This window comes from Streptomyces sp. NPDC006551, from assembly GCF_040611675.1.
GTDB lineage: Bacteria > Actinomycetota > Actinomycetes > Streptomycetales > Streptomycetaceae > Streptomyces.
The window spans coordinates 106,294-125,731 of record NZ_JBEXOT010000011.1; the positions used below are offsets into that span (position 1 = coordinate 106,294).

The window sequence follows — 19,438 nt, forward strand, 5'->3', positions numbered from 1 at the left end:
GGAACGCGAGATTCATGACCGGCACAGACGATGTACTGCTTGTCCACGGCGGAACCCCGCTGGAGGGCGAGATCCGCGTCCGCGGCGCGAAGAACCTCGTGCCCAAGGCGATGGTCGCCGCCCTTCTCGGCAGCGGGCCGAGCCGGCTGCGCAACGTGCCCGACATCCGTGACGTGCGGGTGGTCCGCGGGCTGCTCCAGTTGCACGGTGTGACGGTCCGCCCCGGCGACGAGCCGGGCGAGCTGGTCCTCGACCCGACGCACGTCGAATCCGCCAATGTGGCCGACATCGACGCCCACGCCGGTTCGTCGCGCATCCCGATCCTGTTCTGCGGTCCGCTGCTGCACCGCCTCGGCCACGCCTTCATCCCGGGCCTGGGCGGCTGCGACATCGGCGGCCGGCCGATCGACTTCCACTTCGACGTGCTGCGCCAGTTCGGCGCGACCATCGAGAAGCGGGCGGACGGCCAGTACCTGGAGGCCCCGCAGCGGCTGCGCGGCACCAAGATCCGGCTCCCGTACCCCTCGGTCGGCTCGACCGAGCAGGTTCTGCTCACGGCCGTGCTCGCGGAGGGTGTCACCGAGCTCTCCAACGCCGCCGTGGAGCCGGAGATCGAGGACCTGATCTGCGTCCTGCAGAAAATGGGCGCGATCATCTCCATGGACACCGACCGGACCATCCGGATCACCGGTGTCGACAAGCTCGACGGCTACACCCACCGGGCGCTCCCGGACCGCCTGGAGGCGGCCTCCTGGGCGTCGGCGGCGCTGGCGACCGAGGGCAACATCTACGTCCGCGGCGCCCAGCAGCGCTCGATGATGACGTTCCTGAACACCTACCGGAAGGTGGGTGGTGCCTTCGAGATCGACGACGAGGGCATCCGCTTCTGGCACCCGGGCGGCTCGCTCAACGCGATCGCCCTGGAGACGGACGTGCACCCCGGATTCCAGACCGACTGGCAGCAGCCGCTGGTGGTGGCCCTGACGCAGGCCGCGGGTCTCTCCATCGTCCACGAGACGGTGTACGAGTCCCGGCTCGGTTTCACCTCGGCGCTGAACCAGATGGGTGCTCACATCCAGCTGTACCGCGAGTGCCTGGGCGGTTCGGACTGCCGCTTCGGGCAGCGCAACTTCCTCCACTCGGCGGTCGTGTCGGGCCCGACGAAGCTCCAGGGCGCCGATCTGGTCATCCCCGACCTGCGCGGCGGCTTCTCGTACCTCATCGCGGCTCTCGCGGCGCAGGGGACCTCCCGGGTCCACGGCATCGACCTGATCAACCGCGGCTACGAGAACTTCATGGAGAAGCTCGTGGAGCTCGGCGCCAAGGTCGAGCTGCCGGGCAGCGCGCTGGTGTAGCGCCCGCACACGGACGAACGGAAGGGCGGCCACCCCCTGACAGGGTGACCGCCCTTTCTGCCGCCCTGAGGCGGCTTACAAGCCCTTGGCTTACTTGCCCTTGGCGGCTTCCTTGAGCTTCGAGCCCGCGGAGACCTTCACGCTGTAGCCGGCCGGGATGTTGATCGGGTCGCCGGTCTGCGGGTTGCGCGCGGTGCGAGCGGCACGGTGGGTGCGCTCGAAGGTCAGGAAGCCGGGGATGGTGACCTTCTCGTCGCCCTTGGCGACGACCTCGCCGACGGTCTCGGCGAGCGCGGCCAGCACGGCGTCGGCGTCCTTGCGGGTCACCTCGGCGCGGTCGGCCAGGGCGGCCACCAGCTCACTGCGGTTCATGTTGTTACTCCCGTGTTCTTCTTGCTGTTGAGGCGTGCCACGCGGCGAGGCCGCACATTGGGCACAGCGAAGCCGATGCTGCCAGGGCCCTCGGACAGTCCCCGGACCCGGGTCTGCTGACAGACCCTCGCGCCCGAATAGGCATCCTGCCCCCACCAGCGGCGGGAACGCCAATCCGGCACCCCCTGGGGTCACACGAAAAGCGCCACGGCCACTGGCGTGGTGACGTTCCGTCGACTCCGCCGAAACTCTTTGGAGCCGAACCGCCACCCTAAAGGCGGGTTTACGGCGCCGCGACTCGCGACGCGCCGTTCCTGAGGCGGAGGTGGGGACCGCCACATCACGAGGGCTGGCGGGAATCCGGGCGCGAGACCGCCCCGAGGCGGCCCGCAGAGCCCTCCGGGGCGCCTGTCACGGCCCCCGAGGCCTCCCGGGAAGCGGCCCCGCTCCAAGCCGGTCTCAGGCGCCGCTGTCGGCGCCCGCGCCGGCCGCCTTGGCGGCGTTGCGGACGGCGCCCGCGACGGCGCCCGCGACCTTGTCGTTGAACACCGACGGGATGATGTAGTTGGCGTTCAGCTCGTCTTCGGTGACCACATCGGCGAGGGCCGAGGCGGCCGCCAGCATCATCTCCGTGTTGACGGTGCGGGACTGCGCGTCCAGCAGACCGCGGAAGACGCCGGGGAAGACCAGCACGTTGTTGATCTGGTTGGGGAAGTCCGAGCGGCCGGTGGCCACGACCGCCGCCGTCTGACGGGCGATCGCGGGGTCGACCTCGGGGTCCGGGTTCGCGAGCGCGAACACGATGGAGTCCTTGGCCATGGCGGCCACGTCCTCCGCGCCGAGCAGGTTCGGGGCCGAGACGCCGATGAACACGTCGGCGCCGACGACGGCCTGCTTGAGGGTGCCGGTGACGCCCTCGGGGTTGGTGTTGTCGGCGATCCAGCGCAGCGGCGTGCCGGGGGCCGCGTCGACGAGATCGGGACGGCCGGCGTGCACGACACCGTGGATGTCGGCGACGACGGCGTGCTTGACGCCCGCCGCGATGAGCAGCTTCAGGATGGCCGTACCGGCCGCGCCCGCGCCGGACATGACGACCCGTACGTCCCCGATCCCCTTGCCCACCACGCGCAGCGCGTTGGTGAGGGCGGCCAGGACGACGATCGCGGTGCCGTGCTGGTCGTCGTGGAAGACGGGGATGTCGAGGGCCTCGCGCAGCCGGGCCTCGATCTCGAAGCAGCGGGGTGCGGAGATGTCCTCGAGGTTGATGCCGGCGAAGCCGGGGGCGATCGCCTTGACGATCTCGACGATGGCGTCGGAGTCCTGGGTGTCCAGGCAGATCGGCCAGGCGTCGATGCCCGCGAAGCGCTTGAAGAGGGCCGCCTTGCCCTCCATGACGGGCAGGGCGGCCATGGGGCCGATGTTGCCGAGGCCGAGGACGGCGGAGCCGTCCGTCACGACTGCGACGGAGTTGCGCTTGATGGTGAGGCGGCGGGCGTCCTCGGGGTTCTCGGCGATCGCCATGCACACCCGGGCCACACCGGGGGTGTAGATCATGGAGAGGTCGTCACGGTTGCGGATGGGGTGCTTGGACGCCATCTCGATCTTGCCGCCGAGGTGCATCAGGAACGTACGGTCGGAGACCTTGCCCAGCGTGACGCCCTCGATGCCGCGCAGCTGCTCGACGATCTCGTCGGCGTGCGCGGTGGAGGTGGCGGCGATGGTGACGTCGATCCGGAGCTTCTCGTGGCCGGAGGCGGTCACATCGAGGCCGGTGACCGAGCCGCCGTGGGACTCCACGGCCGTGGTGAGCTGGGAGACCGCGGTCCCGCTCGCGGGAACCTCCAGCCGGACCGTCATCGAGTACGAGACGCTGGGCGCCGTTGCCATGGCCGAGTTCCTCTGCTTTCCCTGAGCTTCGTTGCTACGCCGCCCCGGCTGGTTGCCCGGCGGCGCCCTCCGATGGTCGCACCTACCTGCCGGTAGCAGGTAATGCGGTCATTTTGTTTTCGGAAAGTAGTTTCCACCATACGAGAGACCGCGGAGAAACAGAAGAGGTCCGTGATCACCCGGGGGTGATCACGGACCTCTTCTGTATGTACGTACAAGTGGCACCGACCCGCCATGCTCGCCTCGCGGCAAGTGGTCCCTCTGAGGGACGAAGGTTGGGCCCGGGGGCTTGGATCGAGCCGGTGCCACGACAAGGCTAACAAACCACCCTGGTAAGTGATTCCTCTCGCGCGGGTTGACCTGAAATCGGCTGCGGTCCAGGCCCCGATCAGTCCCTCAGCAGATCCGGCACGCCCTGCGCGTCGGGCACGTCACGGGCGCCCGAGACCACCGTCAGCTGCTGGGTGGCCCGGGTCAGCGCCACGTAGAGGACGCGCAGCCCGGCCGGGGACTCGTCGGCGATCTCCGCCGGCGAGACGACCACCGTGGCGTCGTACTCCAGCCCCTTGGCCTCCAGGGAGCCCAGCGCCACCACCCGGTCGCCGAGGCCGGAGAGCCAGCGGGCGGCCTGCTCCCGCCGGTTCATGGCGACCACGACACCGACCGTGCCGTCCACCTGGTCGAGAAGACGGCTCGCCTCCGACCGCACGATTCCGGCCAGATCGTGCGACCCCGCCGTGGGCTCCCCCACGGCCACGAAGCGCGGCTCCACACCCGTGGAGCGGACCGCGCGCGGCGACTCCTTGCCCGGCATGGCGAGCGCGAGGACCTTGGCGGCCAGCTCGGCGATCTCGGCCGGGTTGCGGTAGTTCACGGTCAGCTCGAAGCGGCGGCGCGGCCTGCTGCCGAGCGCCTCGTCCCGGGCCTCGGCGGCCTCGTCCGGCGTCGACCAGGAGGACTGCGCCGGGTCGCCGACGACCGTCCAGGTGGCGTGCCGTCCGCGCCTGCCGACCATCCGCCACTGCATGGGGGTGAGGTCCTGGGCCTCGTCGACGATGACGTGCGCGTACTCGGTGCGCTCGGCCGCGAGCCGCTCGGCCCGCTCGCGCTGCGTCTCCTCCCGTACGGGCATCAGCTCCTCCAGCCCCGTCAGCTGGTCCAGCGGGTCGTACTCCCGCTTCTTGCGGGGCCGGGCCGGGGCTCCGAGGAGGGTGTGCAGCTCGTCCAGGAGCGCCACGTCGTGCACGGAGAGCGCGTCGCGGCGCAGCGAACGGGCCACGCGCCGGATCTCGCCCGGGTTGAGCACGCGCCGGGCCCAGCGTCCGAGGCGCTTCTCGTCGGCCATCGCGCCGAGGACCTGGCGGGGGGTGAGCTCGGGCCACCAGGCGTCGAGGAAGAAGAGGAAGGAGTCCTCGGTGGAGACGTCCTCGTCGAAGGAGGAGCGCAGCTCGGCCGCGAGTTCGGGGTCGCTGTGGCGGCCGGCGGCGCCGGACTTGGCGTACAGCGCGTCGAGCAGAAGACGGCGGGCGCGGGGGCGCAGCAGGTTGACGGGCGCCGAGCCGCCGAGGACGTTGTGCCGGATCCGCCGGAGCTCGTCGGCCTCCAGCTCCAAGCGGCGGCCGAAGGCGACGACCCGGAGGCGGGTGGGCGTGGCGGCGGGGGCCGGGGCGGCCTCGTCCTCGTCCTCTCCCAGGGCCGGCTGGACCTGGGCCTTGGGCGCGGGGGTCTCCAGGGCGCCACGGGCCGCCTTGCGCAGGACGGCGAGCATCCGGGAGGAGCCCTTGATCCGGGCCACGGCCGGATCGTCGTAGGCGGTGGCCTCCACACCGTCCACCAGGGAGCCGAGCGCCCGGATGGCGACCTGGCCCTCCTCGCCGAGGGAGGGCAGCACCCCCTCGGTGTACGAGACGAGCAGGGGGGTCGGGGAGACGATGAGGATGCCGCCCGCGTACCGGCGCCGGTCCTGGTAGAGCAGGTAGGCCGCCCGGTGCAGGGCGACCGCCGTCTTTCCGGTGCCCGGGCCGCCCTCGACGTACGTCACGGAGGCGGCGGGCGCCCGGATGACGAGGTCCTGCTCGGCCTGGATGCTGGCGACGATGTCGCGCATGGTGTGGCTGCGGGCCTGGCCGAGCGCGGCCATCAGGGCGCCGTCGCCGATCACCGGCAGCTCGCGCCCGTCGAGGGTCGCCTTCAGCTCGGGGCGCATCAGGTCGTCCTCGACGCCGAGCACCTTGCGGCCCTTGGAGCGGATGACCCGGCGGCGCACCACCCGGCCGGGGTCGACCGGGGTGGAGCGGTAGAAGGGCGCGGCGGCGGGCGCGCGCCAGTCGATGACGAGCGGCGCGTAGTCGGAGTCGAGGACGCCGATCCGGCCGATGTGGAGGGTTTCGCCGATCTCGGCCGTGTTGTCGGGCCGTACGGCGTCCTCGGCGGGCTCGACGGAGGTGTACGCGCCGTCGGGGCCCTTCTTGCCGTCCTTGCCGTACAGCAGGTCGATCCGGCCGAAGAGGAAGTCCTCGAACTCGTTGTTGAGCCGGTTGAGGTGGACGCCGGCCCGGAAGACCTGGGCGTCGCGCTCGGCGAGTGCGCCGGGCGTGCCGACCTGGCCGCGCTTGGCGGCGTCGTTCATCAGGAACTCCGCCTCGTGGATCTTCTCCTCGAGGCGGTGGTAGACCTGATCCAAGTGTTCCTGTTCGACGCCGATCTCGCGGTCCCGGACCGTGTCGACCACACCGACGGCTTCCTGCGCGGCCACCGAGGCCCCCTTCTGACGTGCACTGCCCCCGCCGTGGGGCAGCCGTCGAGCTTATGCCACGCGGGGGCCCCGTGTCAGGCGTCGACCTCCACCAGACGGGCGCCGTCGAACGTACGGACCTCGAACCGGTCGATGTCGTCGCGGTCCATGGCCGCCCCGCCGTGCACGTAGAGCGGGTTCTTCGCCGCGTCGGTGGCGGCTCCGGGGATGCCGTATCCCCACTTCGGCACGGCCCAGGAGGTGACGACCTCCTCCTCGCCGCTCCTGGAGACGGCGACGAGCCGGCACTTCAGCGGGCCCTTGACGTTCTTGAGCTCCAGGACGGTGTGGGTGCCCCAGCCCTTCTTCTCCAGGCCGACGGTGGCGCTGACCTTGGTGGTCGGGTCGGTGGCCTGGATCTTCTCCTCCATGTGGTGGAAGAAGGCGTCCTCGGCGGGGCTGGTCGGGTGGGGTTCGACGGCCCGGTTCTCCTTCTCGCCGCCGGAGGTGGCGACGACGGCGACGGCGGGGCCGCCGATGATCAGGACGGCGGCCGCGGCGACGAGGTAGCGGGTACGGCGGCGGGTACGGGCCCGCCGGGCGGCCACCTCGTCGACGAGCCGGTCGAGGACTTCGGGTCCGGGGGACGGGGCGGCCGCGACCGCCGGCCGGGGGTCACGGGCCGGGGGAACGGGCGGACGGGGCGCGAAGGCGTCGAAGGCGTCGTCGGCGTAGGGGTCGACGGCGTGGGGGCCGGCGGCGGCCGCTCCGGGCGGCGCGGGGGGTGCCTCGGCCAGGAGGGCGAGCATCGGCTCCATGCCGGCGAACTCCTCCACGTGCGCGACACACACTTCGCAGCGCGTGAGATGTGCTTCGAACGCGGCGGCGTCAGCAGCGTCGAGGATGCCGAGCACGTAGGCACCCGCCGCATCGTGTTGCGACGTCATACCGTTACCCCCCTCTCCTCCAACGCGAGCTTCATCGACCGCAGTGCGTAGAACACGCGGGACCGGACGGTCCCGGCCGGTATGCCGAGTGTCTGGGCCGCCTCGTTGACCGTACGCCCCTTGAAGTAGGTCTCGACCAACACTTCCCGGTGGGCGGGGGTCAAATCGTCGAGTGCGTCGGAGAGCGTCATCAGCCACAGCGCTTTGTCGATCTCGTCCTCCGCGGGCAGGACCTCGAGCGGTGACGGATCGACCTCCTGGGGCCGGGCCTGCCGGCTTCGGTGGCCGTCGATGACGATGCGCCGGGCGACCGTCACCAGCCAGGGTCGGACAGAACCGGTCGCCCGATTGAGCTGACCGGCGTTCTTCCAGGCACGGATGAGCGTCTCCTGTACGACGTCCTCGGCGCGCTGGCGGTCGCCGGCGACGAGGCGCAGTACGTAGGCGAGCAGGGGCCCGGCGTGTTCGCGGTAGAGGGCGCGCATCAACTCCTCGTCGGGGACGGCGGGTCGGAAGCGTGTCACCTCGCTGCGATGCCGGGCCCGATGCGGACGGTCATCGGCCACGGCCGCATCCTCGCGCACCTGTACCTCCCCGGTCGAGACCCTGTTGTCGTCGATGGGTACGCGGCGGAAGCGGATCGCACTCAACGCCGGGGGAAGTTTTTTCCGGGCGGGTGACGCGGCGACCTTCCGGGTGCGTTACGCGGCGACCTTCCGGCGCCGGTGGCGGGCGACGCGCTCGCGGTTGCCGCACAGCTCGCTGGAGCACCAGCGGCGGCGGCGCCCGCGGGAGGTGTCGAGGTAGCAGCGGCGGCAGTTGTCGCCCTCGCACTGGCGCAGCAGGGCGCGGGCGGCCGGGTCGGTGAGCAGGTCGACGGCGTCCCGGGCGACGGCGGCGAGCAGCGCCCGGCACTCGGGCTCGTCGCTCAACGCCCGTACGAGCACGCCCGTTTCGGTGCGTACGGCGCGGGGTGCGGGCGGCGCGGAGGCGGCGGCCAGGGAGTTGAGCCGTTCCAGGGCGGGGTCGACGGTCGCCGGGCACTCCCCTTCGAGCTGGGCATGGACCAACGCGTCGACGCAGTCGCGCAGTTCGCGGAAGCGGAGGACCCAGAGCGGGTCGAGGGCACGCAGCGGCGTGGTGACCGGGACGAGCCCCGTGGCGTGGAGGAAGCGGTCGAGCGTCTCGGTGCGGTCGAGCGGCTGCGCGGCCAGGTCCAGGCAGATCCGCCCGGAGTCGAACCGTACGGTCATGTCCCTGTCACCACCTCGGGGTCGGAAGCCGTTCGGGCGCCCGACCAGAGTGCACCCGGCCGTCGTGCGCGACTAGTCCCTCGGCGGCGGGTTGTCGTGAAGGATGCGCTGGAAGAGGTGGTGGTCGTGCCAGGCGCCGTTGATGTGCAGGTAGCGGGGCGCGGTGCCGATCCGCTCGAAGCCGCTCTTGGCCAGGACGCGCTGGGAGGCGTGGTTGGCGAGGGCCGTGCCGGCCTCGATCCGGTGCAGGCCGAGCTCCTCACGGGCGGCCCGGCAGACCTCCTCGACCAGTCGTCCGGCCAGGCCCCGGCCGGTGTACGCGCCGTCGACCCAGTAGCCGAGGGAGGCGCTGCGGAAGGGCCCGAGGGCGATCCCGGAGAGGATGGCGGCGCCGACGATCGCCTCCCCGTCGACCGCGAACCACCTCTCCCCTCCGTCCGCGAGCCGCTCCGCCTGCCCCTCGGCGGTGTAGTACCGCTCGGGCCGGTACGGCTCATAGGGGCGCATGTGCTCCCGGTTGCGCAGGAGCGCGGTGGCGAGGGCGGGGGCGTCGGTGGGCTCGGCGGGCCGGATGCGGATCACGCCCGTACGGTAATCCGCGCCCCCCGGTCCCGCGCCACGCCCGGGCGGGCACCGAGCCGCCACGCCACCCGCCGCACCCGGGGCGCCCGTCGCCCGCCGCAGCCGGGGGCCCGCTACTCGTTCCCGTACTTCGTGTCCGCCGCCGGGTCCAGAGCCAGCCGGTAGCCCCGCTTGACCACCGTCTGGATCAGCTTCGGCGTGCCCAGGGCCGTGCGGAGCCGCGCCATCGCCGTCTCCACCGCGTGCTCGTCGCGGCCCGCGCCCGGCAGGGCGCGCAGCAGGTCGGCCCGGGAGACGACCCAGCCGGGGCGCCGGGCCAGGGCGTTCAGCAGCGCCATCCCGGCCGGCGGGACCGGGTGCAGGCCCCCGTCGACCAGGACCGCCTGGCCGCGGATCTCGATGTGGTGGCCGGCCACCGGGAGCGTACGGGCCCTGGAGGGCAGTTCCCGGCAGAGCAGCTGCACCAGCGGCCCGAGCCGGAAGCGTTCGGGCTGGAGCGTGTCGACGCCGTGCGCCTGGAGCGGCAGGGCCGTCACCGGCCCCACGCAGACCGCGAGCACGTCGTGCCGCAGCGCCGCGAGGAACTCCGGCAGCACCCCCCGATCCTCCGCCCTCGTCAGCAGGGAGGCGGCGGCCGGCGCGCTGGTGAAGGTCACCGCGTCCAGGGAGCCGGCGAGCACGCCGTCGAGCAACCGGTCCAGCGGGCCGATGTCCTCCGGCGGCATCCACCGGTAGACCGGGACGCCGACGACCTCCGCCCCGCCCGCCTCCAGCGCCTCGACGAACCCCGGCAGCGGCTCACCGTGCAGCTGGAGCGCGATCCGCCGCCCGGCGACGCCCTCGGCGAGCAGCCGGTCGAGGACCTCGGCCATGGACTCGGACGACGGCGACCACGACTCGGTGAGGCCGGCCGCCCGTACCGCGCCCTTGACCTTGGGGCCGCGGGCCAGGACCTCGACGCCGCGCAGGCGGTCCAGGAGCTCCTCGCCGTACCCCCAGCCGTCCGCCGCCTCGACCCAGCCGCGGAAGCCGATCGCCGTCGTGGCGACGACGACGTCGGGGGCGTGGTCGATGAGTTCCTTGGTCGCGGCGAGGAGTTCTGTGTCGTCGGCCAGCGGCACGATCCGCAGTGCGGGACCGTGGACGACGGCGGCGCCACGGCGGCGGAGGAGCGCGCCCAGCTCGTCCGCGCGCCGCGCCGCCGTGACTCCGACGGTGAACCCCGCGAGGGGACCCTGCTCTTGCTCGTACATGACGACCGAGCCTGACGGTGCTCCGTGACAGACTCGGTTCGCCCGTATTTCTTGGCCGTTACGGACCACTCCGATCACACCTCGGCGTATCCGAGCTGCGGCTTCTTCTCCTCGGCGGCCTCCGCGGTGTCCGGTACGACGGCCGGCCGGCGAAGGTATACCGCCCAGGTCACGACGATGCAGGCCGCGTAGAAGACCAGGAAGGCGACGAAGGCGGAGGTGCCGGTGCCCGCGGTCTGGAAGGACTGCCGGAAGGCGAGGTTGATGCCGAGCCCGCCGATCGCGCCGACCGCGCCGATCAGGCCCATGGAGGCCCCGGAGAGCCTGCGGCCGTACGACTCGGCCGCCTCGCCCGACAGCCCCTTGCGGTGCCCCTGCGCGAGGAAGATCGCGGGGATCATCTTGTACGTGGAGCCGTTGCCGAGGCCGGAGAGGACGAACAGGCCGATGAAGCCGACCAGGAACACGGCGAGCGACTCGACGACCGAGGCGTAGATCACGACGGAGGTCGCGGCCGCCATCCCGGCGAAGTTCCACAGGGTGATGCGGGCGCCGCCGTGCTTGTCGGCGAGGGAGCCGCCGACGGGCCGGATCAGCGAGCCGAGCAGCGGACCGATGAAGGTGAGCGAGGCGGCCTGCAGCGGGGTGCGCCCGAACTGGGTCTGCAGGACCAGGCCGAAGGCGAAGCTGTAACCGATGAACGAACCGAAGGTGCCGATGTAGAGGAAGGCCATGATCCAGGTGTGGCCGGCCCTGACGGCCTCCTTGGCGGCGCCGGTGTCGTTCCTGACGGGCGCGAGGTTGTCCATGAAGAGCGCGGCGCAGACGGCGGCGACCAGGATCAGCGGGAGGTAGACCCCGAGGACGACCCGCGGGTGCATGGCGCCCGCCGTGCCGATGACGAGCAGGCCGACGAGCTGGACGACCGGGACGCCGATGTTGCCGCCGCCGGCGTTGAGGCCGAGCGCCCAGCCCTTCTTCCGCAGCGGGAAGAAGGCGTTGATGTTGGTCATGGACGAGGCGAAGTTGCCGCCGCCGACTCCGGTGAGCGCGGCGACCAGGAGGAAGGTGTTGTACGACGTGCCCGGCTCCATCACGGCGTAGGCGAAGCCCGTCGGCAGCAGGAGCAGCAGCGCGCTGAAGATGGTCCAGTTCCGCCCGCCGAACCGGGCGACGGCGAAGGTGTACGGGACCCGGATGAGCGCGCCGACGAAGGTGGCGGTCCCGATGAGGAAGAACTTCCCGGCCGGGTCGATGCCGTACTCCGGCCCCATGAAGAGGACCATGACCGACCACAGGCTCCAGATGGAGAAGCCGATGTGCTCGGAGAGCACGGAGAAGAGCAGATTGCGCTTGGCGATCCGCTCTCCCTGTTCACGCCAGAAGGTCTCGTCCTCCGGCTCCCACCGTTCGATCCACCGGCCGCCCATCACGTACCTCCACGGTGTCGGGGTCTCGAGCGCCCAGATGCTCTGGACCTCGTGGACCAGACGCTAGGCGGGCCGCGTTTCAGACCGGTGGCGGGAAGTGACGGGTGCGGAACCTTGCTCTCACCCGTGGCCGGGCCGGGATGTGAGTACGCCCCCGCCGTCCGGCCCGCCCCGCCTCCGCCGGCGCCCGCGGCGCCCGGCCCGGTCGGCCGGCCCGGTCGGCGTCACCCGGCCCGGTCGGCGTCGCCCGGCCGTTGTCGGCGTCGCCCGGCCCGACCCTACGCGCGCGGTGCCGGTCAGGCCGCCGGGACCCCCGCCTCGTCCGCCGGCAGCCAGGAGTCCGCCGGGCGTTCCAGCCAGCCCTCCCGGCGGCCGATCTCCGCCGCGGCCGTGCGCAGCGCGTCGAGCCCCGGGTGCCTCAGCCCCTTGCGCCACACCAGGCTCACCGGGGAGAGCGGTACGGGGTCGACCAGGGGCCGCAGCACGCTCCCCGGTATCGGCGGAAAGTCGACCACCACGAGCGCGGGGGTGCCGAGCTTGGCCATGATCCGGCGGAACTCCTCCTTCCCGACGGCCCTCGGCGCGCGCGGCGCGACCGTGATGCCCCGTCCCGCGAAGAGCCGGGCGGCCAGGTCGGTCCACTCCGCCGTGCGGTCGTTGCCCGCGCCCGCGTAGACGCTCTCGCCCGCCAGCGCGGCCAGCGGCACGGCCGCCAGGCCGGCGAGCGGGTGTTCCTCGGGCAGCAGGACCGCCATCGACTCGTACCGTACGAACTGCGAGGCGAGTCCGGTCCGCTGGGCGGCGCCGAGTCCGCCGAACCGGCCGAAGGACACGTCGAGACCCCCGGCCAGGATCTGCGCGGCGGCCCCGGTCAGTCCGCTCTCGTAACGGGCCATCAGCTCCTGGTCCGGGGCGAGTTCGCGCGCCCGCTCCAGGACGCGGCCGTTCGCCAGGCCCGTGGTGTTGAGGTCGACGAGCAGTGGCCGGGTCGCCGCCCGGAAGGCGTCGCTGAGTGCGTCGCATGCCGCCAGCACACCGCGCGCGTACGGGAGGAGACGCGCGCCGTCCGGGGTGAGCGTGACCTGCCGGGTGGTCCGTACGAACAGGTCGGCGCCCAACTCCCGCTCCAGCCGCCGGATGTCGCGACTGAGCGCCTGCTGGGCGACGTAGAGCCGGGCGGCGGCGCGGGTGAAGTGCAGTTCGTCGGCGACGGCGGTGAAGGCGCGCAGGAGCCGCGGTTCGATGTCGTGCGCGTACGGGGAAGGGGCCACCCCGCATTTAACAACGCGCGCGCGTGAATGGCCACGGATCAGGTGTTGGACCGTCCCGGCGGCCTCCCCCGAGGCTGGTCCCATGCCGCACCACGACCTCACGCTCACCCCGGCGGGCCCGGCGTTCGCCCCGCGCTACCGCGACCGGCCGGCCCGGCGCCCCACCGCCGGGACCGATCCCTACCTCCGTCTCTTCGCCACCCCCGGGGCCCGCGCCTTCACGGTCGGCAATCTGATCGCCCGCCTCCCGATGGGGATGTTCAGCGTGAGCGCGGTGATCATGATCGCCGGTTCGTACGGCTCGTACGCGCTCGCCGGCGCCGTCACCGCCACGGGACTGGCCGCCACCGCCCTGGTCGCGCCCTGGACGGCTCGGCTCGTCGACCGGTACGGGCAGGCACGGATCGCCGTCCCGGCCGCCGCGCTGGCCTGCCTCGGCTCACTCGCCCTGCTGCTGTGCGTGCGCGCCGGGGCACCGGCCTGGACCCTCTTCGTGGCGTACGCGGCGACCGCCACCACACCGAACACCGGAGGCATGTCCCGCGCCCGCTGGGCCCACCTGCACCAGGGCGACCCGGCTGCCCTGCACACCGCGAACGCCTTCGAGCAGGCCGCCGACGAGCTCTGCTTCATGCTGGGCCCGGTCCTGGCCGCGCTCCTGTGCGCGGGGCTCTTCCCGGAGGCGGGCACCCTGGTCGGCGCGATCCTGCTGTTCACCGGTGTACTGATCTTCGCGGCCCAGCGCTCCACGGAGCCCCCGGTCGCGCCGCGCGCCGCCGTCTCGGGCCCCGGCTCCGTCTCTCCGCTGCGCGCGCCCGGCATGGTGCCGCTCCTCGGCGTCTTCCTGGCCACGGGCGCGGTCTTCGGGGCGATGGAGGTGGTCGCGCTGGCCCATGTGGACGGCCCGGTCGCCGGACCCGTGCTGGCGCTGCAGGCCGCCGGCTCCTGCGCCGCGGGCCTGGTCTACGGCCGTACGCGGCGCTCGGCCGGCCTCGGCACCTGTCTGGCCGCGATGACCGTCCTGATGACGCTGCCGCTGCTCGGCGCCTCGACCGGCTCGCTCCCGGGCCTGGCGGCCGGCCTGCTCGTGGCGGGCATGGCGACGGCCCCGACAATGGTCACGGGCATGGCTCTGACCCAGCGGCTGACCCCGCCCGGCCGTCTGAACGAGGGCATGACCCTCGCGGTGACCGCCCTCCTCGGCGGCGTCGCGGCCGGCTCGGCGGTGGGCGGCTGGACGGCCGAGCACGCTCCGACGACGGCGCACGCCTTCCTGGTCCCACCGGCGGCTGCGGCCCTGGCGCTGGCGCTGGCCGTCGGCATGGGTATGACAAAGGCCCGGCGGTCGTCGTGACGACTGCCGGGCCGGTGCCCACATGGGATGAGTGGAGATGGCGGGAATCGAACCCGCGTCCAACGGTGCGGAAACAGGGCTTCTCCGTGTGCAGTCCGCTACGAGTTTCTCAGCCCCGGAGATCACGCGGACAAGTCTCCGACGGGCTCAGTCACTGTTTGATTTCCCTCAGGCCCCCGTGACCGGGGCTAGAGGTTTAGATCCCTAGATGACGCCAGGATCCGGGTCGGGACCATCCCCGGGCTGACGCTCCTCACAGAGGCTTCTAGTCGTTACCTGAAATCAGGCAGCGAGGGCGAAGCGGGAGTTATCGCTCTTGGAGTTGGCGATTATTGGTTGCGACATATGGTTTACGAGATCATTGCCGCTTCCTCGACACGCTTCCCCTGCTTCGACATCCGCTGTCGAAACCGATCATCCCCATGTTGATTTTTCAAAACACGCACCCGCTGTGAGGTGCGGGGCCCATCGTACGTGAACAACAGGGACCGTCGCCAGCGTATTCCCACCGGCCCGGACGCACTGCGCCCTAGGCTGACTGCGCCGCCCGCTGGCGCCGCTTCGCCGCCGCGATCGCGCGGTTCGTCTCCCGCGTGTCCTGCTTCTCCCGGAGCGTCTGCCGCTTGTCGTACTCCTTCTTGCCCTTGGCGAGCGCGATCTCGACCTTGACGCGACCGCTCAGGAAGTACAGCGCGAGGGGCACGATCGTGTGACCCGTCTCCTGCGCCTTCGACTCCAGCTTGTCGATCTCGGCGCGGTGGAGGAGCAGCTTGCGCTTCCGCTTCGCCGAGTGGTTGGTCCAGCTGCCCTGCATGTACTCGGGCACGTGGATGTTGTGCAGCCACGCCTCGTGGCCGTCGATCTGGACGAAGCCGTCGACGAGCGACGCCCGTCCCATGCGCAGCGACTTCACCTCGGTGCCCATGAGCACGACGCCGCACTCGTAGGTGTCGATGATGTGGTAGTCGTGCCGCGCCTTCTTGTTCTGCGCGATGATCTTGCGCTCAGGACCCTTCTCAGGGTCCTTCTTCTTGGCAGGCTTGCCCTGCACGTTCACGAGTCCCTTTGCCATAGTGCGGCCATTTTCGCACTACGACCCCCCTCCGAGGCCACTCAATACCGTCCTCGCCCGCTCCTCGGCCCGCTCGCTCACGGCCAGGTCCGGCGTGATCCCGCGGCCGTCCACTCCGTGCCCGGCCGGAGTGCGGTAGTGGCCGACGGTCAGCTCGGCGACGGACCCGTCGGGCAGCGTGCTCGGCATCTGCACGGCGCCCTTGCCGAAGGTGCGCGAGCCGACGGTGACCGCCCGGCCCCGGTCCTTCAGCGCCCCGGTCAGCAGCTCGGCGGCGCTCATCGTGCCGCCGTCGATCAGCGCCACCACGGGCCGCTCGGTGTCCCCGCCGCTCTGGGCGTACACGGCGCGCTGCTCTCCTTCGACGTCGTACGTGGCGACCAGCCCGCCGTCCAGGAAGGCGGAGGCGGCGACGGCGGCCTCGGCGACCAGCCCGCCGGCGTTGCCCCGCAGGTCCAGCAGGACTCCGGCGCCCGGGCGGGCCTGCCGCACCGCCTTGCGTACCCGCTCCCCCGTGCCCTTGGTGAAGGCGGCCACCTTGATCAGTACGGTTCCGTCGCCCAGGCGCCGCACGGTGACGTCCTCGGTGGCGAGCCTGGCCCTGCGCAGGGACACGGTCCAGGCGGTGCGGCCGCGCTCCACGCCGAGGACGACGGCGGAGCCGGGGACGCCGTCTCCACGCAGCAGGGAGACGACCTCCGAGACGGAGAGCGAGCCGACGGAACGCCCGTCGACGGTGACGAGGCGGTCGCCGGGCCGCAGCCCGGCCCGGGCGGCCGGCCCGCCGGCCCGTACCCGGCTGATCTCGACGCGCCCCTCCCCCGCCTTCCGGGCGGAGAGCCCGACGCCGGTGTACGAGCCGTCGAGGGCCTGCTCGAACTCCTCGTACTCCGCCGGGCCGTACACCGCGCCCCAGCGGTCACCGCTGCGGCTGACGAACTCCTCGGCGGCCTGCTTGCCCGACTTGCCGTCGGCCATCGCCTCGGCGGCGGCGCGGTTGAGCGCGCCGCGGTCGACGAGGGCACGGCGCGAGGACGGCTCGGTGCCCGCCGGCTCCTGCCGTGGCAGCGAGCCCGTGACGGCGGCGGCGGCGAGGACAGCGGCGAAAACCAACGCGAGAACGGCCCCACGGAACACTCCGCGGGGCCGCGGACAGAACTCGGGGCCGACCGGCATGGCGCCCACTCTAGGACAAACGAAAGGCGCCGTACGGTTGTTGACCGCACGGCGCCCGGAGTACTCAGGCGGCGCTTCTCACACCTTGAGGTACTTGCGCAGCGCCACGAAGGCCGCCAAGGCAGGCATCAGCAGACCGATCGCGAGGACGAGCGGCAGCTTGGCGAGCACCGCGTCCCAGCCGATGAAGTTGACGAGCTGCATCTTCTCGGCGAGCGCGATGCCGTGGTCGATGAGGAAGTACCGGCCGACCAACAGCATGACGCAGGCGACGGCTCCACCGAGGAGACCGGCGAAGGCGGCCTCCATGATGAACGGCATCTGGATGTAGAAGCTGGAGGCACCGACCAGTCGCATGATGCCGGTCTCACGCCGTCGGCTGAAGGCCGAGACGCGCACCGTGTTGACGATCAGCATCAGCGCGATGACCAGCATCAGTCCCATGACACCGAGTGCGGCGATGTTCATGCCGTTCATCAGGTCGAACAGGTTCTGCAGGATGTTGCGTTGGTCCTGGACGGACTCCACCCCGTCCCGCCCGGCGAAGGCGGTGGCGACCACCTTGTACTTCTCCGGGTCGTGCAGCTTCACCCGGAACGACTCCTGCATCTGGTCCGGCGTGATGACGGAGGCGATGGCGGTGTCGCTGTACTGCTCCTTGTAGTGCTTGTACGCCTCGTCGGTCGATTCGTGGATGACCTTCTCGACGATGTCCATCTTCTTCAGATCGGCCTCGATCTGCTCCTTCTGCTGCGCGGTCACCGCACCCTTGGCGCACTTGGGCGAGGTGGCCGCGTCGTTCTTGTTGCAGAGGAAGATGGAGACGTTGACCTTGTCGTACCAGTAGTCCTTCATCGTGCTGACCTGCTCGCGCATGAGCAGCGCGCCGCCGAACAGGGCGAGCGAGAGGGCCACGGAGACGATGACGGCGAACGTCATGGTGAGATTGCGCCGGAGACCGACGCCGATCTCGGAGAGCACGAACTGAGCGCGCATGGTGTCTGTTCCCCTACCTGCTCAGTGCTGGTATCCGTAGACGCCACGCGCCTGGTCGCGGACGAGACGGCCCTTTTCGAGCTCGATGACGCGCTTGCGCATCTGGTCGACGATGTTCTGGTCGTGGGTCGCCATGACGACGGTGGTCCCTGTCCTGTTGATGCGGTCGAGCAACTTCATGATGCCGACGGAGGTCTGCGGGTCGAGGTTGCCGGTGGGCTCGTCGGCGATCAGCAGCATGGGCCGGTTGACGAAGGCCCTGGCGATGGCGACGCGCTGCTGCTCACCACCCGAGAGCTCGCCCGGCATGCGGTCCTCCTTGCCGCCGAGACCGACGAGGTCGAGCACCTGGGGCACGGCCTTGCGGATCTCGCCGCGCGGCTTGCCGATGACCTCCTGGGCGAAGGCCACGTTCTCGGCGACGGTCTTGTTGGGCAGCAGGCGGAAGTCCTGGAAGACGGTCCCCAGCTGGCGGCGCATGTGCGGCACCTTCCAGTTGGAGAGCCGGGCCAGATCCTTGCCGAGGACGTGCACCTGGCCGTGGCTGGCGCGCTCCTCGCGAAGGATCAGCCGAAGAAAAGTCGACTTTCCGGAGCCGGAGGAACCGACGAGGAAGACGAACTCCCCCTTCTCGATCTCCAGGGATACATCCCGGAGCGCGGGGCGGTTCTGCTTCGGATAGGACTTGGAGACGTTGTCGAATCGGATCACGGATGCACCACGGTCGGCCGGGAGTAGGTGTGCGCGACCTTACGCGAACGGGGATGGCCCGCGCAGTCGCGGTCCGAGCTTGTGTGCTTTATCCTTTTCGTCCTTTCGGGCGGAACGGGCTTAATCCGGCGGGGCGCGCCGAAACGCTCGCGAGCTGGCACAGTGGTAGGGGGAACGCACGGGTACCGCCGGACGTTGACCACGGTGTGGACCCCTGTGCGGGAGGAGGAGAGCGCATGACCTATGACCGACTGGTGTGCGCCAATTGCGCGGCCCCCGTCGCGGAGGGCCGCTGCGCCGTCTGCCGCGCGAACCGGGAACGCCTGAAGGAAGAGGGCCCGCTGGGCGGGCTGACGCCGGCGATGCTGCTGACGCTGCTGATCGCCCTGGTGGCGGCGGTGGCGCTGCTCGCGGCGCTGCAGACCGCGTAGCGCGATGCGGACCGCGTAGCGCGACGCACGCGAGCCGGACGGACACGGGAAAGGGCCGGGGGTGACCCCCGGCCCTTCCTTCATGCTCTACCGGTCCGCTCAGACGGCGGCACGGCCACCGGCGACGAGGCGCGGAAGCATCCGGAAACCGATGCCACCGGCGATCATCGTGGCGGCACCGATGATCAGGAACGTCGTCTCGGCGGCGCCGGTCTCGGCCAGCTCCTCCTTGGCCTTGCCCTGCTCGACGGGCTGCGAGCCGGCGTTGTTGGTGCCGGGGTTGTTGTCGACACACTCGGCACCGTCGAGGTCGACGGTGCAGGTGCCGGCGCCACCATCGGTGGACGAACCGCCGTTGTTACCACCCGTGGTGTCCTCGCCCGGGTTGGTCGGGTCCGGGTTCGCCGGGTTCGGGTTCGCCGGGTTCGGGTTCGCCGGGTTCGGGTTCGCCGGGTTCGGGTCGGCCGGGTTCGGGTTCGCCGGGTTCGGGTCGGCCGGGTTCGGATTGGCCGGGTTCGGGTTCGCCGGGTTCGGGTTCGCCGGGTTCGGGTTCGCCGGGTTCGGGTTCGCCGGGTTCGGGTCGGCCGGGTTCGGGTTCGCCGGGTTCGGGTTCG

The 19,438-nt window shown here is 71.4% G+C and carries 18 protein-coding genes and 1 other RNA gene; 3 read left to right on the forward strand and 16 right to left on the reverse strand.

Annotation, left to right across the window (positions count from 1 at the left end; genetic code table 11):
* Window positions 1–14 precede the first annotated feature (14 nt).
* Window positions 15–1,355 (forward strand): UDP-N-acetylglucosamine 1-carboxyvinyltransferase, encoded by a 1,341-nt coding sequence (gene murA / locus ABZY12_RS14160; RefSeq protein WP_356889831.1) that lies wholly within the window; start codon window positions 15–17, stop codon window positions 1,353–1,355.
* A 90-nt stretch (window positions 1,356–1,445) separates the two neighbouring features.
* On the opposite strand, the gene ABZY12_RS14165 is transcribed toward murA, so the two are convergent.
* The 10 genes from ABZY12_RS14165 to ABZY12_RS14210 form a co-directional block, all read right to left on the reverse strand.
* Window positions 1,446–1,727 (reverse strand): HU family DNA-binding protein, encoded by a 282-nt coding sequence (locus ABZY12_RS14165; RefSeq protein WP_017237029.1) that lies wholly within the window; start codon window positions 1,725–1,727, stop codon window positions 1,446–1,448.
* A 459-nt stretch (window positions 1,728–2,186) separates the two neighbouring features.
* Window positions 2,187–3,614, reverse strand: coding sequence for an NAD-dependent malic enzyme (locus tag ABZY12_RS14170; protein WP_356889833.1), 1,428 nt, complete (start codon window positions 3,612–3,614; stop codon window positions 2,187–2,189).
* 388 nt (window positions 3,615–4,002) lie between these two features.
* Window positions 4,003–6,369, reverse strand: coding sequence for a UvrD-helicase domain-containing protein (locus ABZY12_RS14175; protein ID WP_356889835.1), 2,367 nt, complete (start codon window positions 6,367–6,369; stop codon window positions 4,003–4,005).
* A gap of 74 nt (window positions 6,370–6,443) precedes the next feature.
* Window positions 6,444–7,295, reverse strand: a complete 852-nt coding sequence (locus tag ABZY12_RS14180) for a zf-HC2 domain-containing protein (protein WP_356889837.1) — start codon at window positions 7,293–7,295, stop codon at window positions 6,444–6,446.
* Window positions 7,292–7,879: a sigma-70 family RNA polymerase sigma factor gene (locus ABZY12_RS14185; RefSeq protein WP_356889839.1), complete on the reverse strand. Its 588-nt coding sequence runs from the start codon at window positions 7,877–7,879 to the stop codon at window positions 7,292–7,294. Before ABZY12_RS14185 ends, ABZY12_RS14180 begins: the two co-directional genes overlap by 4 nt.
* A 117-nt stretch (window positions 7,880–7,996) precedes the next feature.
* Window positions 7,997–8,548 (reverse strand): ABATE domain-containing protein, encoded by a 552-nt coding sequence (locus ABZY12_RS14190; RefSeq protein ID WP_356889840.1) that lies wholly within the window; start codon window positions 8,546–8,548, stop codon window positions 7,997–7,999.
* A 72-nt stretch (window positions 8,549–8,620) separates the two neighbouring features.
* Window positions 8,621–9,130: a GNAT family protein gene (locus tag ABZY12_RS14195; RefSeq protein WP_356889842.1), complete on the reverse strand. Its 510-nt coding sequence runs from the start codon at window positions 9,128–9,130 to the stop codon at window positions 8,621–8,623.
* A gap of 113 nt (window positions 9,131–9,243) precedes the next feature.
* Complete coding sequence (locus ABZY12_RS14200; RefSeq protein WP_356889844.1) at window positions 9,244–10,383, reverse strand: uroporphyrinogen-III synthase; 1,140 nt, start codon at window positions 10,381–10,383, stop codon at window positions 9,244–9,246.
* 74 nt (window positions 10,384–10,457) lie between these two features.
* Window positions 10,458–11,813 carry a nitrate/nitrite transporter gene (locus tag ABZY12_RS14205; RefSeq protein ID WP_356889846.1) on the reverse strand — a complete coding sequence of 452 codons (1,356 nt, stop codon included), beginning with the start codon at window positions 11,811–11,813 and terminating at the stop codon, window positions 10,458–10,460.
* A 296-nt stretch (window positions 11,814–12,109) separates the two neighbouring features.
* Entirely contained in the window at window positions 12,110–13,084 is a 975-nt protein-coding gene (locus tag ABZY12_RS14210; RefSeq protein ID WP_356889848.1) for a LysR family transcriptional regulator, read from the reverse strand.
* Window positions 13,085–13,166: 82 nt separating this feature from the next.
* Between ABZY12_RS14210 and ABZY12_RS14215 the strand changes: the two genes are divergently transcribed.
* Window positions 13,167–14,438: an MFS transporter gene (locus ABZY12_RS14215; RefSeq protein ID WP_356889850.1), complete on the forward strand. Its 1,272-nt coding sequence runs from the start codon at window positions 13,167–13,169 to the stop codon at window positions 14,436–14,438.
* A 29-nt stretch (window positions 14,439–14,467) separates the two neighbouring features.
* On the opposite strand, the gene ssrA is transcribed toward ABZY12_RS14215, so the two are convergent.
* The 5 genes from ssrA to ftsE all read right to left on the reverse strand — a co-directional run bounded on the left by ssrA (window position 14,468) and on the right by ftsE (window position 18,393).
* Window positions 14,468–14,860: a transfer-messenger RNA gene (gene ssrA, locus ABZY12_RS14220) on the reverse strand.
* Window positions 14,861–14,967: 107 nt separating this feature from the next.
* Window positions 14,968–15,510, reverse strand: coding sequence for an SsrA-binding protein SmpB (smpB, locus tag ABZY12_RS14225; RefSeq protein WP_356889852.1), 543 nt, complete (start codon window positions 15,508–15,510; stop codon window positions 14,968–14,970).
* A gap of 18 nt (window positions 15,511–15,528) precedes the next feature.
* The gene (locus ABZY12_RS14230) at window positions 15,529–16,686 is read right to left on the reverse strand and encodes a S41 family peptidase (RefSeq protein ID WP_356889854.1); all 1,158 of its coding nucleotides are present in this window, start codon (window positions 16,684–16,686) and stop codon (window positions 15,529–15,531) included.
* A 78-nt stretch (window positions 16,687–16,764) separates the two neighbouring features.
* Complete coding sequence (ftsX, locus tag ABZY12_RS14235; protein WP_356889856.1) at window positions 16,765–17,682, reverse strand: permease-like cell division protein FtsX; 918 nt, start codon at window positions 17,680–17,682, stop codon at window positions 16,765–16,767.
* Between the two features lie 21 nt (window positions 17,683–17,703).
* A complete protein-coding gene (ftsE, locus tag ABZY12_RS14240) occupies window positions 17,704–18,393 on the reverse strand; it encodes a cell division ATP-binding protein FtsE (RefSeq protein ID WP_345487862.1) in 690 nt (229 codons plus the stop codon).
* 236 nt (window positions 18,394–18,629) lie between these two features.
* On the opposite strand from ftsE, the gene ABZY12_RS14245 reads away from it, so the two are divergent.
* Window positions 18,630–18,824 (forward strand): hypothetical protein, encoded by a 195-nt coding sequence (locus ABZY12_RS14245; protein ID WP_356889859.1) that lies wholly within the window; start codon window positions 18,630–18,632, stop codon window positions 18,822–18,824.
* Between the two features lie 99 nt (window positions 18,825–18,923).
* Here ABZY12_RS14245 and ABZY12_RS14250 read toward each other — a convergent pair.
* Window positions 18,924–19,438, reverse strand: a 515-nt coding sequence (locus tag ABZY12_RS14250; protein WP_356889861.1) for an LPXTG cell wall anchor domain-containing protein, incomplete at its 5' end; no start/stop codon positions are given.

What these genes read in the sequence shown, in the direction of transcription:
- murA (WP_356889831.1), top strand. Translation starts at nt 15, where the DNA reads ATGACCGGCACAGACGATGTACTGCTTGTCCACGGCGGAACCCCGCTG.
- ABZY12_RS14165 (WP_017237029.1), bottom strand. Translation starts at nt 1,727, where the DNA reads ATGAACCGCAGTGAGCTGGTGGCCGCCCTGGCCGACCGCGCCGAGGTG.
- ABZY12_RS14170 (WP_356889833.1), bottom strand. Translation starts at nt 3,614, where the DNA reads ATGGCAACGGCGCCCAGCGTCTCGTACTCGATGACGGTCCGGCTGGAG.
- ABZY12_RS14180 (WP_356889837.1), bottom strand. Translation starts at nt 7,295, where the DNA reads ATGACGTCGCAACACGATGCGGCGGGTGCCTACGTGCTCGGCATCCTC.
- ABZY12_RS14190 (WP_356889840.1), bottom strand. Translation starts at nt 8,548, where the DNA reads ATGACCGTACGGTTCGACTCCGGGCGGATCTGCCTGGACCTGGCCGCG.
- ABZY12_RS14200 (WP_356889844.1), bottom strand. Translation starts at nt 10,383, where the DNA reads ATGTACGAGCAAGAGCAGGGTCCCCTCGCGGGGTTCACCGTCGGAGTC.
- ABZY12_RS14205 (WP_356889846.1), bottom strand. Translation starts at nt 11,813, where the DNA reads ATGGGCGGCCGGTGGATCGAACGGTGGGAGCCGGAGGACGAGACCTTC.
- ABZY12_RS14215 (WP_356889850.1), top strand. Translation starts at nt 13,167, where the DNA reads ATGCCGCACCACGACCTCACGCTCACCCCGGCGGGCCCGGCGTTCGCC.
- smpB (WP_356889852.1), bottom strand. Translation starts at nt 15,510, where the DNA reads ATGGCAAAGGGACTCGTGAACGTGCAGGGCAAGCCTGCCAAGAAGAAG.
- ABZY12_RS14230 (WP_356889854.1), bottom strand. Translation starts at nt 16,686, where the DNA reads ATGCCGGTCGGCCCCGAGTTCTGTCCGCGGCCCCGCGGAGTGTTCCGT.
- ftsX (WP_356889856.1), bottom strand. Translation starts at nt 17,682, where the DNA reads ATGCGCGCTCAGTTCGTGCTCTCCGAGATCGGCGTCGGTCTCCGGCGC.
- ABZY12_RS14245 (WP_356889859.1), top strand. Translation starts at nt 18,630, where the DNA reads ATGACCTATGACCGACTGGTGTGCGCCAATTGCGCGGCCCCCGTCGCG.